The sequence below is a fragment of the Paenibacillus sp. JZ16 genome, assembly GCF_015326965.1.
In the GTDB taxonomy this organism is placed as follows: Bacteria; Bacillota; Bacilli; order Paenibacillales; family Paenibacillaceae; genus Paenibacillus_AQ.
Map to the genome: position 1 here is coordinate 3,643,043 of NZ_CP017659.1, position 16,958 is coordinate 3,660,000.

The window sequence follows — 16,958 nt, forward strand, 5'->3', positions numbered from 1 at the left end:
AATCTGACTTCACACCAACAAAACAAAACCCCGCTGGATTTAACTCCAGCGGGGGGTGTACATCTTATTCCGTTTCGGCCGATGCGGCCGTTACACTTTCACTCTTGTTCACAACCAGCTCGCCGTTTGCTTCATCGATGACAAGCGAATCACCCTTGGCCACCGTACCTTTCAACAGCTCCTCGGAGAGACGATCCTCGATGTGCTTCTGGATAGCCCGGCGCAGCGGGCGGGCACCGAAGGCCGGATCGTATCCTTCCTTCGCAATGAAGGCCTTCGCTTTGTCTGTGAGCTCGAAATGCACCTCGAATTCCTTCAGACGCTTGCGCAGCTCGTCGGACATTAATGTCACGATTTCGGCAATGTGTTTCTCTTCCAGAGAGTGGAATACGATAATCTCGTCAATCCGGTTCAAGAACTCCGGACGGAAGCTCTTCTTGAGCTCATCCATCACTTTGCCTTTCATGTTGTTATAATCGCGACCTGCATCCGTCACCGCAGTAAATCCAAGCGTAGAATTTTTCTTGATCGCTTCCGCTCCCACGTTGGAGGTCAGGATGATCAGGGTGTTCCGGAAGTCCACCACGCGGCCCTTGGAATCGGTCAAGCGTCCATCTTCCAACACTTGAAGCAGGATGTTGAATACCTCAGGATGCGCCTTTTCGATTTCGTCGAGCAGGACAACGGAATACGGTTTGCGGCGTACTTTCTCGGTCAGCTGACCGCCTTCCTCGTAACCTACATATCCCGGAGGCGCTCCGACGAGACGTGACGTGGAATGCTTCTCCATGTACTCGGACATATCGATCCGCACAACCGCATTCTCATCTCCGAACATCGCTTCAGCAAGGGCACGTGCCAGCTCAGTTTTACCTACCCCTGTAGGACCCAGGAAGATGAAGGAGCCCATTGGACGCTTCGGATCTTTCAAGCCTGCGCGTGCACGACGAACCGCACGGCTGACCGCTTTGACCGCTTCCTCTTGACCGATCACGCGGCTGTGGAGGATTTCTTCCAGATTCAGAAGACGCTCGGTCTCTTCTTCTTTCAGTTTATTTACAGGAATACCCGTCCAGTTGGCGACAACGTCGGCGATATCCTCCGGCGTTACCTCGGAATCGGTACGTCCTTGTTTTTCTTTCCATTGATTCTTCGTGATTTCTAGTTCTTCGCGGAGCTTCTGCTCCGTATCGCGCAGCGCTGCAGCCTTCTCGAATTCCTGGCTTTGGACAGCTGCGTCTTTCTCTTTGCGGATGTCCTCCAGATGCGCTTCCTGATCTTTCAGATTAGGCGGTATGGTATACGTATGAAGGCGAACTTTTGAACCAGCCTCGTCAATCAGATCAATCGCTTTATCCGGCAGGAAGCGGTCCGTAATGTAGCGGTCTGACAATTTCACAGCCTGCTCGATCGCTTCATCCGTAATTTTCACGCGGTGATGCGCTTCATAACGGTCACGCAGTCCATACAGAATCTGAATGGCTTCCTCAGGCGACGGTTGGTCCACCGTGATCGGTTGGAAACGACGCTCGAGGGCAGCATCTTTTTCAATATATTTGCGGTATTCATCCAGTGTGGTTGCTCCGATGCACTGAAGTTCTCCGCGTGCCAATGATGGCTTAAGAATGTTGGAAGCGTCAATCGCACCTTCTGCACCGCCTGCACCGATCAAGGTATGCAGCTCATCGATGAACAGAACGATGTTGCCCGCTTGACGAATCTCATCCATGATTTTTTTCAGGCGATCCTCAAACTCGCCGCGGTATTTCGTACCGGCAACAACCGAGCCCATATCCAGCGTCATGACGCGTTTGTCACGCAGTGTCTCCGGAATTTCATTATTAATGATGCGTTGTGCCAGACCTTCCGCAATCGCCGTCTTACCTACCCCTGGTTCACCAATCAACACCGGGTTGTTCTTCGTACGGCGGCTTAACACCTGAATCACGCGCTCGATTTCTTTGCTGCGTCCAATGACCGGATCCAGGTTGCCTTCTTTGGCAATGGCGGTCAGATCGCGAGCGAGGCTGTCAAGTGTAGGCGTGCTTACGTTTTGCGGCGTGCCATGATGGCTCGATACCGCTTCGCTGCTGCCGAGCAGCTGCAGCACTTGCTGGCGGGCTTTGTTCAGGCTAATGCCCAGGTTGTTCAGCACGCGTGCGGCAACCCCTTCACCTTCACGAATCAGCCCCAACAGAATATGCTCCGTACCTACGTAGGTATGACCAAGCTTACGAGCTTCGTCCATGGAGAGCTCAATTACCTTTTTCGCTCTTGGCGTATAGGCAATGTTGGTAGGCTGCTCCTGACCGCGTCCGATTAATGTTTCGACTTCATCCTGAATTTTCTCAAGACCAAGTCCAAGTCCGATCAGCGCTTTGGCTGCAATGCCGTCTCCTTCACGAATAAGTCCTAGCAGGATATGTTCTGTGCCGATATTGTTGTGCCCCAGTCGTACTGCTTCTTCCTGAGCCAATGCAAGCACCTTTTGTGCACGTTCCGTAAATCTGCCAAACATCATAGTATTGCACCTCCACGTTTCAATTAATATATTGAACCTCGCGGATTTCGGTGTATCGTCAGCAATAGGACGCTTAAACCGTCATCCAACAGTAAAACGAGTATAAATCCTTAATGGTTACCCAATGTTTCTCTGATAAGCTTAGCCCTGTACATGTCGCGTTCGGAAGGAGTCATGCCCTCTCCATAGGTCTTCTGCAGAAAGCCCGGCTGCGTCTTCACATTCAGTTCATTCATGACCGGGATTTCCGGACCGTCCAAGAGGCCGAGATCCACGCCAAGCCGAACATCGGACAAACGCTGGGCCGCTTCCTTGGAATCCATCACCGCCGCATAGGACAGTATGCCATAGGAGCGCATAACCCGATCCGTAATCCGGAGCTTGGATTCACCCAAGAGCCGGGCTCTGGCATTCTTCTCATGCTCGATGATTTGCAGGGCAACGCTGTGCAGATTCTCAATGATCTCCGTCTCGGTTTGACCGAGCGTAATCTGATTCGAGATTTGAAACAGGTTGCCTAATGCTTCGCTGCCTTCGCCGTAAATCCCTCTTACAGTCAAACCTACCTGCGATACAGCCGAGAGAATCCGGTTAATCTGCTGTGTCATAACAAGAGCGGGCAGATGCATCATGACCGATGCGCGAAGGCCGGTTCCGACATTGGTCGGACAGCTGGTAAGATAACCTCGCTTGTCATCAAATGCATAATCGATCTCGGATTCAAAAACATCATCCAGCGCCGTCGCACGTGCCCATGCCTCACGAACCTGAAATCCGGGATATAAGCACTGTATGCGCAGGTGATCCTCTTCATTGATCATAATGCTGACGGATTCATCTTCCGTAAGGATGACTGCACCGTTTCGGGATTCATTCGCCAGATTGGGACTGATCAGATGCTTCTCAACAAGAACCTTCTTATCCAGCTCATCAATCTCACTTAATTTAATTACATGTAAATCCCCGAAATCCTGCAAATCGTCCTTATTCTTCAACACATTCGTCAGGCGCTCTAGCACTTCTCCTGACTGCTGATCCGTTGCCAGCAGCGGGAAAGGAAGATGCTGCAGATTGCGCGCCACCCTGACACGGGTGCTGATGACAATGTCGGAATCCTGACCGTTTCCGCGCATCCACTCGCTCAGCGCCGAATCGGTAAACCGGAGATTAGACATCACGCATTCCTCCTACTAAAGTGCAAAATCTTACAATCTTATCCCTGAGCCATATTTCGCTCCAGCTCACGGATTTGGTCCCGGATCTCGGCAGCCGTTTCAAACTCCTCCTGCACGATCCGAATTTGAAGCTCCTTCTTAAGCTCATCAATTTGGCGTTTGATCTGAATCCGGCCACCTGTACGCTTTGGCACTTTGCCGACATGGGATGTTCCTCCATGGACTCGCTTAAACAATGGATCCAATCGATCCGAAAAGTATTTATAACACGAGCTGCAGCCGAACCGGCCAAGCTTGCTGAACTGGGAATACGTCATACCGCATTCTTCGCACTGCAGCGTCTGGGCCATTTTTGCGCCGGGGCTCTGGCCCTTGCCTGAAGGATCCAGATCCAGAAGACCTGACAGCAAACTGTGTATAGAAAAACCATTCGACGTGCCGGGGATCAATTCCCCTTTTTCGCGGGCACAGGTTTCACAAAAATGAAACTCCGTTTTCTCCCCGTTCACAATTTTGGTGAAATGAAGTGTCGCCGGCCGTTTACCGCATTCTTGGCATATCATAATCCGATGCCCCCTTACACAGACTCACTTACCTAATAAAGAAATAAGCATCGCCTTCATAATCCTTGCACGCAGCTCATCCCGATAAGGAAGCTTCACATTCAGGCACTCCCGTGAAATGGCGGCCCGCATCACGCTGGCCTCCCGCTTCGTTAAAAAACGGGACTCCTCCAGCTGGTAAATCAATCCTTCAGCCACCGTCTGGTCAATCATGCTGCCAATGGTATGATGAAGATGCTGCTGGAGTGCAGTATGCTGGGGAAGCTCGATACGTTGGATGCGTATGTACCCGCCCCCGCCGCGCTTGCTCTCGACAAGAAAGCCCTTCTCCAGCGTAAACCGTGTACTGATCACGTAGTTAATCTGGGAAGGAACGCAAGAAAATTGCTCCGCCAGATCGTTGCGTTGAATTTCAACGGTACCCTCCGGACTTTCCTGCAGTATGCTCTTCAGGTATTGTTCGATAATATCAGAGATATTACGCATTGGTCTGTTCATCCTCCACTGTTTGAAACGTTAAGACGGATAGTGATCTTACACGTCCGCACAGAGCCTTGCTTATACGTTAATTTTAACCTTAATCAAAACCAGCGAACCCTCTCGTTGACTTTGACTTTCTTTGACTTTGATCTCATTATAGCACATTTTTTCATTTTGCCAAGAGGTACTTCTCAATTTATCGCGCTTTGCCTAATTCTTATTGTACCCAGTTCTTTGATCGCTTATAGCCTCTTCTTCAAGAACAATTCGTACAAAGGGCAGCAAAAAAAGAAGCAGCCTCCATACCGGTGAAAACCGGTTACAAGGCCACTTCTCCATATCATAATGCTGTATCGTGTCAAGCTTTAAGCGTCATAACTGATCAAGTAGTGCTGCAGCTCCGTATTGTAATAACCGATGCTGTATTCAATGATGCTGCCTGTCCCGTCATAAGAGGTTCTGAGCCGCTTCAGTAACGGAGAGCCTACACTTACTTCAAGCAAGGAGGCAGTCTCTTCATTTGCCACGGTTGCCAGGAAACGGTCGCGGAAATTCTCCAGCGTAATTTGACTTTCCTCGATGCGGTCATAGAGAGACGGTAGTTCGGTGGAACCGAACTCTTCACCCATATCCACTTGGGATGACACGTAGTGAGTGTAGTAAATAAAAGGACTCCCGTCCAGTAAATACAATCGTTCAATAAGCAGGCACCGCTCCCCGAATTTTAAGAACAGTTCGCTATCCGGCTCATTAAGCACCCATTCCGTCTTCAGGTGACGCTTCCGAATCTGGTGTCCTTCTTCGACCAGAATCTCGGTAAACAGCTTGCCTTTGGAAAGCTTGGAGAAGGAAGTATTCCGGGTCACAATCGTTCCTACCCCGCTCCGCTTCTCTACATATCCTTCCTGATACAACTCCTGGATCGCATTGCGGACCGTCATTTTGCTAACGTTAAATTCCTGCTCCAGCTGCGGCTCGGAAGGAATATGGGAGCCGAGTGGATATTCCCCATGCAGAATCCGATCTTTTATGATCTTCTTGATTTGCAAGTATAGCGGACCGTTCTTCCGCGTGATCGACATGCTTCTCCTACCTTTCCACGTCAGACATATGATGACTCATTGCCTGAAGCACTTCGCGTTCGTTCGCCGTCGGCGTATCCCCTGTTACGGTATGGGCAAGCATCGCCGCAGCTGCGGCAAAATCAACCGTCCGATTCGGTTCATAACCCTCCGAGATCCCGTGAATCACCCCGCTGGCGTAAGCATCACCCGCGCCGATACGATCATGAACGGAAAACGTCAACGTTTTGGAAAAATGAAACGCTCCATCCGTGTAGAGATAGCCTTGCAGGGAATGGGTGTTATCCCCGTTGATCTTGCGGTGGGTACCCGACGCAACCGTAATATTATACTTCGCTGCCACCTTCGGAATCAACTCCTGCAGCTGTTCGTTCCGATCCTCCCGGGTCGTCTCCATACCAAGGATATAGATAGCATCCTTCTCATTCATAAAGACGATATCCGCCAATGACAGCATTTCCTCATAGTGCGGCTTGGCAAACTCATAGCGGTCTGTCCCCCATAAAGAGGGACGATAATTGCAATCGAACACAACGGTTCCCCCGTTAGCCTTAACTTCACGAGCCAGTGTCTTCATTTGACCTCGTACCGTGTCATTCATGGAAAGAGTTATACCGCAAAAATGGATCATGTCTATCTTTTGGGCAATCGCACCGAAATCGTACATGGCATCCTCTGCCGTGTTAAAGCTGCTGCCCAGCCGGTCCGTATAGGTCACGCGTCCGGGTCTGACACCAAAGCCATTCTCCAAAAAGTACATGCCAACATATTTGCCTCCGCGGCTTATGAGCGAAGTATCGATGCCAAGCCTGCGCAGGTAGGAAACCGCCGCTTCGCCAAGCGGGTTATCCGGCAGCGTGCTGACCAGGTAACCGTTATGACCGAACCTTGCCACAGCCGAGGCGATGTTTACCCCCGTGCCGGAAAAGGAATAATTCAGATGGCTCTCTTGAGCCAAGGAAGCATATCCCGGTACTTGAAGACGCATCATCACTTCGCCATATGCGGCAATCGTCTTAGGCATATTGATCAACCAGCGCTTTTAGCTTGCGATGCAGCTCTTGAACATCGCTAATGATTGTATCTCCGCTTGTCGAGTCGATAATCGAGGAGTACACGTGCGGGATGACCTGCTGCACTCCCGCTTCGAGTGCGATGCGCACGATGGCTTCAAAATTCTCTTTATCAATCCCGCCTGTTGGTTCAAGCGCGAATCCTTCCTCCGCACACGCCTTCGCTACCGCGCGGTACTCATCCTCCAGCTTCAAGCCCTGCATCGGGAAGTACTTCAGTGCGTTACCGCCCATATCGCGCACCAGCGCGATGGCTGCTTTTACAGGTACGATGGCTTTGTCCGATCCGGCAGCGCTCACCGGTCCGGTTGAGATATTCACGTAGCCCACTTGACCCGAAGGAGAAACAAGGCTGTTAATCCAGCTTTCTTTGCCATCCAGATTGGCACGTGTAGCACCGACCGCCGGGAACACCTGATTGATATGCGTGCCTGGGTAGCTTTTTACAATCTCGGCTACCACCGCAGCTTGGCGGTTATCGCCGGCACCCAATCCGATCGATACCGCATCTTCGATAACGGCGCCGTACTCCTTCATCGCAATAACGGCCTCTTGTGCATTCGGATAATTTTTGGACAATACGCCGACCAGCACATGCCCTTCCGAAGCTTCAAAAATTTCCTTCGCATTCTGAATGCTGCCTGCAAGCACGTTCAGTGCCGCGCGATTTCTGTAAAGACGTTTCTCCATGTTTGCCATCTTAGTTTCCCCCTGCAATCTGCTGTATTCTCGTTATAATGACCTGCAAATCATCCCCGGAAAGCGAGCGAGGATCAATATCAAAATATCCCTGGCGAACGCCGTAATCCCTGGTGTACACAGCAATATCGCCTTCGCGAAGCTGATCGTTCATGGACTTGGCACTGACCCCGGCCGCATTTTCATCGACTTTCACGCGCCCCCTATAGATCGCCCTTCCCGCTTCGTCCTGAACAATGGTCACCTCAATGCCCGGCAATTTCGATAAGGTTTTCATTTCCTCCAGTGCCGCTTTCTCCTGCTCACTCTTATCTTCCTTCACCATATACTCATCCAGCGCCTGAAGCAGTCCAAACGTCGTTTCCTTGCCAACCTTCATGCTGCGCCCAATACCATGCAGCTGCGCTTTTACCCACTCGACGTATTGACGTTTGCCGCCGACAATGCCGGAGGTCGGGCCTTCAATTGCCTTGGATCCGCTGTATATCGCCAGGTCTCCGTATTTCACATACTTCTGGATATCCTCTTCGGCAGCAGCGTCGATAATCAGCGGAAGTCCATGTGCCTGGGCCACTTCTGCCACTTCTTCCACCGAAATCATATTTTTCTGTACGCAATGATGGGATTTCACATACAAAATAGCGGCTGTACGCTCATTAATCGCTTCTGCGATATGCTCCTTGCGCCCTTCGTTGGCATACCCAACTTCAACGACCTTGCCGCCCCCGAGATAAACCATCGTTTCAACAGGTGCACCATACTGCACATTATGTCCCTTAAACATGATAATCTCGTTCTTCGCGATTGGCTCCTGGTGCAGTCGGTCACTGCGTCTGCGATTGCCTTCGGTGACGATTCCAGCCACGGAAAGCGCGATTCCGCTGGAAGCGGAATTGACAACGACCGCAGCCTCGGAACCAAGGATGCGCGCCATGTAGTCGCCCGCCTTATCTACCAGATCCGCGATTTCCACGTAACTCTGCCCGCCGATCCGCATCGCTTCCATGACGGTATCCGTCGGCGCCGATACGCCAAGAATACTCATGCGCCCGCTGGCATTAACCACTCGTTTCAACCCGTATTTAGCATGTAATGAATGATCCATTGACAACCACTCCTCTGGCTTCGATATATCGATCAGCGATTCGGGTCTCCCCTTCGGAATCCGTTAAACTCATAGCGCCCTGCTGCAGGGCAAACAGCGTCAGGTGAGCGGCATCGCCGGCCTGAATTCGGCCAAGCTCCGGACGGCGCAACCATCCTGCTGCATGGTCCGTTACCGCTGAGACCACCTCCTGCAGGCTGTACCCCAAATACAGGAACTTCGTCATGACATTAGCCAGGCTGTACACCGGGCCATGGATGCGATTCCCGCGATAAATATCGGTGCTGATCGTGTCCGGCTTAATCCCTTGGGCCTTGGCATATTCCGCCACCAAGAACGAGAAGCTTGCCGTTCCATGGCCCACATCCAGATGGACGCCGCGAGCTATCGCTTCCACCAGGGCAGGGATCGGCTTCCCGTCCGAATCAAATAAATTGTTGGCTTTGCCGTTCATATAATGAGTAATAATGTCGTCTTTCTGAAGCAGCTCCAATACTTCCTCAATCGGAGGTGGCCCTGACCCGATATGTACCATCAGCGGCAGTGACGTTTTATCCGACAATTTTCTTGCGAGTCGAAGCGGTTCCACCCCATTGTCCTTGACGACGCTTTTACTAATTCTGGCCTTGAGTCCAATGATCAGATCCGGATACGTGTTTACCGCCTTTGTTGCCTTCTCGGCATCGATCCATTCCAGACTGGACAACTCGTCGACCCGCTGCAGACCGATATGCGAAATATTCAGAAAAGCAAACACATTCGTCTTGGACCTGGCAACCTCGGCTGCCAGTTCTCCAATCGTATCCGCGCCGCAGCTCCCTGCGTCGATTATGGTGGCAACCCCTTGCTTAACGCCGATTTCGTCGATGGCATCTCCGTAAGGCTCCAGCTTAGCGACCGCATGGACATGCATATCGATCCAGCCGCTGGACACATATAGACCTGTACCATCAAAACTGTTGGCACCCTCGGCCGTGTTTGCATCCGTTATTTCGGTTATGAATCCATTCTCCATGACAATGTCAAAAGGTTCATCCTCATGGACCGTCTTTACATTGCGTATAATAAAACGCTGTTCCAATATTTTCATAGCTTCACTCCTTCAGCCTTGCCGGACCAGCCTTGGATCCTCTTATCCCGTCGGTTTACATTGTGTAAGTTGAGTGTCGTGGTTATAGCATAGCACAGAACGAGCGCTACGTGAATATAACGTTATAATGTTTGAGTCACAATTACGTATTTATCCCTATTTCACATGATCTAATGGAGGGTTCCATTCTTGCTCAGGAAGGCTAGGGTTTGATTCTAGTTCTGTCTCATCCCTATGATCTCCTTCCATACGCAAAAAAACTGCCCTCGATAGGCAGTCTCTTTGTTCGTTCTATAGTCTAGACCTTGTTCATTCGTTTTCCTGATTTCCAAGTATCTTTTTTTGGTTAAACCTCAACCTTCCGGTCGATGAGGTAAACCGTTGCATACAAGATCAAGGCAGTCATTATTACATCGAAAGCAAACGCCCCCCATGCAAACGTATATTGCCCTCCAGATACGGTAAAGTTCACCTCATTCTCGAACGAAATGGTGGTCATCGGCCCGATCCATGCTGCTCCTTCTCCAAAGAGCAGGTTGCTGAGCCAGCCAAGAATGTACTGCAGTACAAAAAACACCAGAATACCGATCCATACACTGCCTTTCTTTGTGATACTTCTGGCCATGGTTATGGCAAAAAATATCGTTATCATCAAATAGATGAATTTCCATACCATATGAAGAGCAAGCCCGATATAATACAGGACAGGGAAGTCCGAAAAATGGAGAGTCTCCCACGGGATGCTTGCGGAGTCCCAATAGTACCACAAATGCAGAGCCATCAGAACGCAAAGCGCCAGTAAACTCGCGCAAGCCAATATAAGGGAGGAAACCACGTTCCAGACAGAACGCACGGGGAGCAGACGCCGGTGATATGCCTGGATATTAAAATCGAATGTCCTGCAAGCGACCACCAGCGGCAGTACGCTCATGGAGCCATATACCAACATGCTTAAACCGAACATGATTCCAAGCTTCCATTCTCTTATCGAGCCTGTGACCGTGATCGCCATCTGTATAATGAGTAGAATCGCGAAGGCGCCAAGCAGCGTGGTCGAGTTTCTCTTCCAGTCGTATTTCAACAGTTTCATCATTCTGCATACACCTCTTTAAACATCTCATCCACGCTTTTTCCGTGTCTCAGGCGGATGTTCTCAACTTCGTCATGCATGACGACTTCGCCGCCCTGAATAAAGATCACTTCATCAAATATCCGCTCAATATCCCGGACTAAATGGGTTGAAATGATAATGCTGCTGTCCTCGTTGTAGAATTCCACAATCGCATCCAAAATTTTGCCCCGGGCTACCGGATCCACTCCGCCAATCGGCTCATCCAGCATATACAGCTGGGCTTCACGGGACAAGGCCAATGTTAACTGCAGGCGCTCATTCATTCCTTTGGATAAGGAACTGATGCGGTCATGGGTCTTTAAATTCATGAACTCCAGCATGTTGCGTGCCTTCTCCACATTAAAGTCCTCATAAAAATCTTTAAAATATGCCACCGCATCCGATACCTTCATCCAGGATTCCGTCACGGGCCGATCCGGCATAAAGGAAACGACGGCTTTCGTTTCCAGGCCGACCGGTTTGCCGTTGACGTAAGCGCCGCCCGTTGTGGGCTGAATCAACCCAGCGGCAATTTTCATAAGCGTACTCTTACCACTGCCGTTGGTGCCCAGCAAACCAATGATTTTTCCACCGTTGATATCCAGATTAACATCATGTAATGCTCTGCGGCCACCGGCATACGTTTTGGTCACGTTCTTTACCTGTAACAGATTCTCCACCGTGATTTCACCTCCGCTATGGATCATGGCTGCTTCACAGCATCTTCCACGATCGATATGATATCCTGATCTTTAAAGCCAAGCTCCTGCATGCCGCGAATAAAGCGTTCCAGCAGATCGCCTGCCATTTCTTTTTTGATTTCCATAATTTTGGATTCCTCGCTTGTCACGTATCGCCCCAATCCCCGCCGCGTCTCCACAATACCCTCACGCTCCAATTCCTGAAAAGTTCGCTGCACCGTGTTTGGATTTATTTGAAGCTCACTCGCTAATTCTCGAACCGATGGGATTTTATCACCGGGCTGCAGTTTGCCGATGATGATTTCTTTCTTTAAATACGTCATGATCTGTAAATAGATCGGCAGATTATTGTCGAATTCTATACTCACTGTCGGGTTGCTCCTTTCCGCCGCTCTACCTCGAACTCAGTGTTCCTTATGCGACATCCCGTTTTTTAAACGTAACAAAGCCTATCGCAAGAAACAAGAGGAGATATACAGCGAGCATCATCATTGAGAATGTTAAACTCATGCCTGGAATCGGAGAGCTTGCGCCTCCGCTGTACATGGAAAGATCCACGTTCAGGAACAGAAGGTATTTAGACCAGGAGTAACGCGCAAGCAGCTGTACCACCATACTTTCCATAATGACCATGAACATGCCAATACCGATTGCAGGACCGGTAGATCTCGTTAGAATGCCTACCATAAAGGTTAGCGTTACATAAACGATCGTATACACCAGGTTGTTCACGGCTCCAATGAGCACGTCGCCAAGCGTAACGGAGCCGACATCCATGCCAAACGTAATTTGACCTGTCAGCACGGCTACAGCAAACATGAAGGCCACCAGTGTTAAGATGTAAATCAATACGGCCACATATTTCGATGCCAAAATTTTGGTGCGGCTCTGTGCACGTATAAGCAGCAATTTGATGGTTCCCATGCTGTGTTCCTTCGCTACGGCTCCTGCCGTCACGACAATGGCGAGCAGGGTCAGCACTTGCCCCATTCCCTTGGTTGTAACAGCTATCTCGGCAAATTCATAACCGGTACTGCTCCCACCGGAAAACTTATAGAGCAAGGACGCCGTGAAGACCACCATTCCGGCCAAAAGCGCATAGGGCAGGAAGAAGCTGCGTTTCTTGAACATTTTGAGCCATTCATTCCAGACGAGATTTCCAAAGCTACGCAATGCGGTTGCCTCCTGTCCATTTTAAGAATTCTTCTTCAAGTGACGATTTGATCTCTTCCACGCGGTAAATCCGTACCCGTGCATCACACAGTGTCTGGATCAGCGAAGGAATATCTTCTTCCTGAAGTTGAAGGGTAATGATTCCCTCCTCCAGTTGGGTGCTCCGCAATGTGATGTTTTGCAAATGTCTAATCGTTTGTTCAGCCATGGTCGCGTCATTCACGCGGAAGCTTACCGTAGTAAATTCTTCATTAACGACTGTCCCCCCGATAGAACGCTCGGTTACGAATTTCCCCTCTTGGATAACGACCACACGGCTGCACATCAGTTCCATCTCCGACAGCAGATGGCTGGATACGAGAATGGCAATTCCCTCATCTTTGGCGATTTGCTTCAAGTAATCCCGCATCTCGCGGATACCCGCTGGATCCAGGCCGTTCGTCGGCTCGTCAAGAATGAGGATGGATGGATTATGCAGCAAGGCCTGCGCTATTCCAAGCCGTTGGCGCATTCCCAGGGAATAAGCGCGCACCTTCTTGTGGATGGCATCCTGGAGCCCAACAAGCTTAACAACCTCCATGATTCTCGTGATGGTCACTCCCTCAGACATCCGCTGGTACTGTCTCAGGTTGTCATAACCGCTCATGTACGGATAGAATTCCGGATTCTCGATGATGCCCCCGATATGCCGGACGGCTTGAACGAAGTCCTTTTTGATGCTGTGCCCTTTTACCTGTACATCGCCATGGGACATCTCGATTAACCCTACAATCATCCGAATGGTTGTTGTTTTGCCCGCGCCGTTCGGTCCAAGCAAACCAACGATTTCACCGCGATGAATGTCAAAGGATAGCCCATCGACGATGTTCTTCTTGCCAATCGTCTTGGTGACCTGTTCGACCGTTAGAACGACTGGACCTTTCTTGGCATCTTTCCTATTGGTGGAGGCCGATCCACTGATTCCATCAACCCATTCCCCTGAGGAATTCTCTATATTCGTTGTCCCTTTATTTGAATCGTTTCCGCTCATGTATTAGTTCCACTCCTTTTTGTATCGGTGTTATAGTTAAATAGTACACTAGTGGTTTGGTTCTGTAAAGCCTAATTTTTCAGTGTGGAAATTTTGCTTGTGCGCTCAGGGAACTGCTGCCTCATTATGGTGATTTAGAGGATTGCGAAAAAGCGTGAGGATGAATCTTTGGCGAAACGAAAAAAGACGATCTTTTAGGATCGTCTTTTGGGGCTAGTATAGAAACATCACACTCTTTAGGAGCAATAGGAAAAGACCGTTATCGATGACTCGATAACGGTCTTTATGGTTGTTCGCTTGGCGACGTCCTACTCTCCCGGGACCCTTCGGTCCAAGTACCATCGGCGCTGGAAGGCTTAACGGTCGTGTTCGGTATGGGAACGCGTGGAACCCTTCCGCCATCGCCACCAAACGGCTCAGATGCTTAATCACCTGAAAACTAGATACGAAACGAAATTTGCGTTGATTAGAATCCGTAGCATTACCCGATGTGGTATCGGGGTCCCCGGAAAGTATTTGGCGTTGCTCCAAAGCTTCGCTTCACTTTTTGGGGTGTTTTTTGGATAAGCCCTCGACCGATTAGTATTGGTCAGCTCCATGCATTGCTGCACTTCCACCTCCAACCTATCTACCTCGTCGTCTTCAAGGGGTCTTACTAGTTGGGAAATCTCATCTTGAGGGGGGCTTCACGCTTAGATGCTTTCAGCGCTTATCCCGTCCGTACGTAGCTACCCAGCCATGCTCCTGGCGGAACAACTGGTGCACCAGCGGTACGTCCATCCCGGTCCTCTCGTACTAAGGACAGCTCCTCTCAAATTTCCTACGCCCACGACAGATAGGGACCGAACTGTCTCACGACGTTCTGAACCCAGCTCGCGTACCGCTTTAATGGGCGAACAGCCCAACCCTTGGGACCTACTTCAGCCCCAGGATGCGATGAGCCGACATCGAGGTGCCAAACCTCCCCGTCGATGTGGACTCTTGGGGGAGATAAGCCTGTTATCCCCAGGGTAGCTTTTATCCGTTGAGCGATGGCCCTTCCATGCGGTACCACCGGATCACTAAGCCCGACTTTCGTCCCTGCTCGACTTGTAGGTCTCGCAGTCAAGCTCCCTTATGCCTTTGCACTCTTCGAATGATTTCCAACCATTCTGAGGGAACCTTGGGGCGCCTCCGTTACTCTTTAGGAGGCGACCGCCCCAGTCAAACTGCCCGCCTGACACTGTCCCCGTACCGGATTACGGTACCAGGTTAGAACCTAGATACGATCAGGGTGGTATCCCAACGTCGCCTCCACACAAGCTGGCGCTCATGCTTCTTAGGCTCCCACCTATCCTGTACAGATCGTACCCAAATCCAATATCAAGCTGCAGTAAAGCTCCATGGGGTCTTTCCGTCTTGTCGCGGGTAACCTGCATCTTCACAGGTATTAAAATTTCACCGGATCTCTCGTTGAGACAGCGCCCAAGTCGTTACGCCATTCGTGCGGGTCAGAATTTACCTGACAAGGAATTTCGCTACCTTAGGACCGTTATAGTTACGGCCGCCGTTTACTGGGGCTTCGGTTCACAGCTTCGGGTTTAACCCCTAACCGCTCCCCTTAACCTTCCAGCACCGGGCAGGCGTCAGCCCGTATACTTCGCCTTACGGCTTCGCACAGACCTGTGTTTTTGCTAAACAGTCGCTTGGGCCTTTTCACTGCGGCCCCCTCGGGCTATTCACCCTACCGAGGCACCCCTTCTCCCGAAGTTACGGGGTCATTTTGCCGAGTTCCTTAACGAGAGTTCTTCCGCGCGCCTTAGAATTCTCTTCTCGCCTACCTGTGTCGGTTTGCGGTACGGGCACCTTCACCTGACTAGAGGCTTTTCTTGGCAGTGTGAGATCATGACCTTCGCTACTATAATTTTCACTCCCCATCACAGCCCAGCCTTATCGATGTGCGGATTTGCCTACACATCAGCCTCACTGCTTGGACGGACATCCATCAGTCCGCGTCACTACCCTCCTGCGTCACCCCATCGTTCATAACGGTTTACGGTGGTACAGGAATTTCAACCTGTTGTCCTTCGATTACGCCTTTCGGCCTCACCTTAGGTCCCGACTTACCCTGAGCGGACGAGCCTTCCTCAGGAAACCTTGGGCTTTCGGCGGATCAGATTCTCACTGATCTTTTCGTTACTCATACCGGCATTCTCACTTGTGTACTCTCCAGCGCTCCTTACGGTACACCTTCAACGCATACACAACGCTCCCCTACCCCTGATGCATACGCATCAAGCCATAGCTTCGGTGGTGTGTTTAGCCCCGTTACATTTTCGGCGCAGAGTCACTCGACCAGTGAGCTATTACGCACTCTTTAAATGGTGGCTGCTTCTAAGCCAACATCCTGGTTGTCTGTGCAACTCCACATCCTTTCCCACTTAACACACACTTGGGGACCTTAGCTGATGGTCTGGGCTGTTTCCCTTTTGACAATGGATCTTAGCACTCACTGTCTGACTCCCGGATATAAGTCTATGGCATTCGGAGTTTGACTGAGCTTGGTAACCCTTGCGGGCCCCGCACCCAATCAGTGCTCTACCTCCACGACTCTTCATTCCGAGGCTAGCCCTAAAGCTATTTCGGGGAGAACCAGCTATCTCCGAGTTCGATTGGAATTTCTCCGCTACCCCCACCTCATCCCCGCATTTTTCAACATACGTGGGTTCGGGCCTCCAGTGCGTGTTACCGCACCTTCACCCTGGACAGGGGTAGATCACACGGTTTCGGGTCTACGCCCACATACTATGTCGCCCTATTCAGACTCGCTTTCGCTGCGGCTACGGCTTCTCGCCTTAACCTTGCATGGGAACGTAACTCGCCGGTTCATTCTACAAAAGGCACGCCATCACCCATAGATCGGGCTCTGACTTCTTGTAAGCACACGGTTTCAGGATCTATTTCACTCCCCTTCCGGGGTGCTTTTCACCTTTCCCTCACGGTACTGTTTCACTATCGGTCGCTAGGGAGTATTTAGCCTTAGCAGATGGTCCTGCTGGATTCATACGGGGTTTCACGTGCCCCGCACTACTCGGGATCCGTCTCGGAGGGAATATACTTTCGGCTACAGGGCTTTTACCTCTTATAGCGGGCCTTTCCAGACCTCTTCACCTAAT

The 16,958-nt window shown here is 50.6% G+C and carries 14 protein-coding genes and 2 rRNA genes (1 of these 16 cut by a window edge); all 16 read right to left on the reverse strand.

Annotated features, from left to right (window positions below; translation table 11 throughout):
* Positions 1-64: 64 nt before the first annotated feature.
* Positions 65-2,521, reverse strand: coding sequence for an ATP-dependent protease ATP-binding subunit ClpC (gene clpC / locus BJP58_RS16800; RefSeq protein WP_194544711.1), 2,457 nt, complete (start codon positions 2,519-2,521; stop codon positions 65-67).
* 110 nt (positions 2,522-2,631) lie between these two features.
* Positions 2,632-3,696 (reverse strand): protein-arginine kinase McsB, encoded by a 1,065-nt coding sequence (locus BJP58_RS16805; protein ID WP_194544712.1) that lies wholly within the window; start codon positions 3,694-3,696, stop codon positions 2,632-2,634.
* A gap of 38 nt (positions 3,697-3,734) precedes the next feature.
* On the reverse strand, positions 3,735-4,259 hold the full coding sequence (locus BJP58_RS16810; RefSeq protein ID WP_194544713.1) for a protein-arginine kinase activator protein McsA: 525 nt from the start codon (positions 4,257-4,259) through the stop codon (positions 3,735-3,737).
* A gap of 24 nt (positions 4,260-4,283) precedes the next feature.
* Positions 4,284-4,745, reverse strand: coding sequence for a CtsR family transcriptional regulator (locus BJP58_RS16815; RefSeq protein WP_194544714.1), 462 nt, complete (start codon positions 4,743-4,745; stop codon positions 4,284-4,286).
* A gap of 359 nt (positions 4,746-5,104) precedes the next feature.
* Entirely contained in the window at positions 5,105-5,821 is a 717-nt protein-coding gene (locus tag BJP58_RS16820; protein WP_194544715.1) for a GntR family transcriptional regulator, read from the reverse strand.
* 7 nt (positions 5,822-5,828) lie between these two features.
* A complete protein-coding gene (locus BJP58_RS16825; RefSeq protein ID WP_194544716.1) occupies positions 5,829-6,845 on the reverse strand; it encodes a sugar kinase in 1,017 nt (338 codons plus the stop codon).
* Positions 6,838-7,593 carry a 2-dehydro-3-deoxy-phosphogluconate aldolase gene (dagF, locus tag BJP58_RS16830; protein WP_194544717.1) on the reverse strand — a complete coding sequence of 252 codons (756 nt, stop codon included), beginning with the start codon at positions 7,591-7,593 and terminating at the stop codon, positions 6,838-6,840. Before dagF ends, BJP58_RS16825 begins: the two co-directional genes overlap by 8 nt.
* 1 nt (position 7,594) lies before the next feature.
* Entirely contained in the window at positions 7,595-8,698 is a 1,104-nt protein-coding gene (locus BJP58_RS16835; RefSeq protein ID WP_194544718.1) for a DgaE family pyridoxal phosphate-dependent ammonia lyase, read from the reverse strand.
* Positions 8,676-9,779, reverse strand: a complete 1,104-nt coding sequence (locus tag BJP58_RS16840; protein ID WP_194544961.1) for an amidohydrolase/deacetylase family metallohydrolase — start codon at positions 9,777-9,779, stop codon at positions 8,676-8,678. The genes BJP58_RS16835 and BJP58_RS16840 overlap by 23 nt, the downstream gene beginning before the upstream one ends.
* Before the next feature lie 355 nt (positions 9,780-10,134).
* Entirely contained in the window at positions 10,135-10,881 is a 747-nt protein-coding gene (locus BJP58_RS16845) for a hypothetical protein (protein WP_194544719.1), read from the reverse strand.
* Positions 10,878-11,606, reverse strand: coding sequence for an ABC transporter ATP-binding protein (locus tag BJP58_RS16850; RefSeq protein WP_442953959.1), 729 nt, complete (start codon positions 11,604-11,606; stop codon positions 10,878-10,880). Before BJP58_RS16850 ends, BJP58_RS16845 begins: the two co-directional genes overlap by 4 nt.
* Entirely contained in the window at positions 11,603-11,968 is a 366-nt protein-coding gene (locus tag BJP58_RS16855; protein ID WP_076326254.1) for a GntR family transcriptional regulator, read from the reverse strand. The genes BJP58_RS16850 and BJP58_RS16855 overlap by 4 nt, the downstream gene beginning before the upstream one ends.
* Before the next feature lie 46 nt (positions 11,969-12,014).
* On the reverse strand, positions 12,015-12,773 hold the full coding sequence (locus BJP58_RS16860) for an ABC transporter permease (protein ID WP_194544720.1): 759 nt from the start codon (positions 12,771-12,773) through the stop codon (positions 12,015-12,017).
* Positions 12,766-13,803, reverse strand: coding sequence for an ABC transporter ATP-binding protein (locus tag BJP58_RS16865; RefSeq protein ID WP_194544721.1), 1,038 nt, complete (start codon positions 13,801-13,803; stop codon positions 12,766-12,768). The genes BJP58_RS16860 and BJP58_RS16865 overlap by 8 nt, the downstream gene beginning before the upstream one ends.
* Positions 13,804-14,098: 295 nt before the next feature.
* Positions 14,099-14,215, reverse strand: a 5S ribosomal RNA gene (gene rrf, locus BJP58_RS16870).
* Positions 14,216-14,362: 147 nt separating this feature from the next.
* Positions 14,363-16,958: ribosomal RNA gene (locus BJP58_RS16875) — 23S ribosomal RNA — on the reverse strand (it continues 334 nt past the right edge of the window).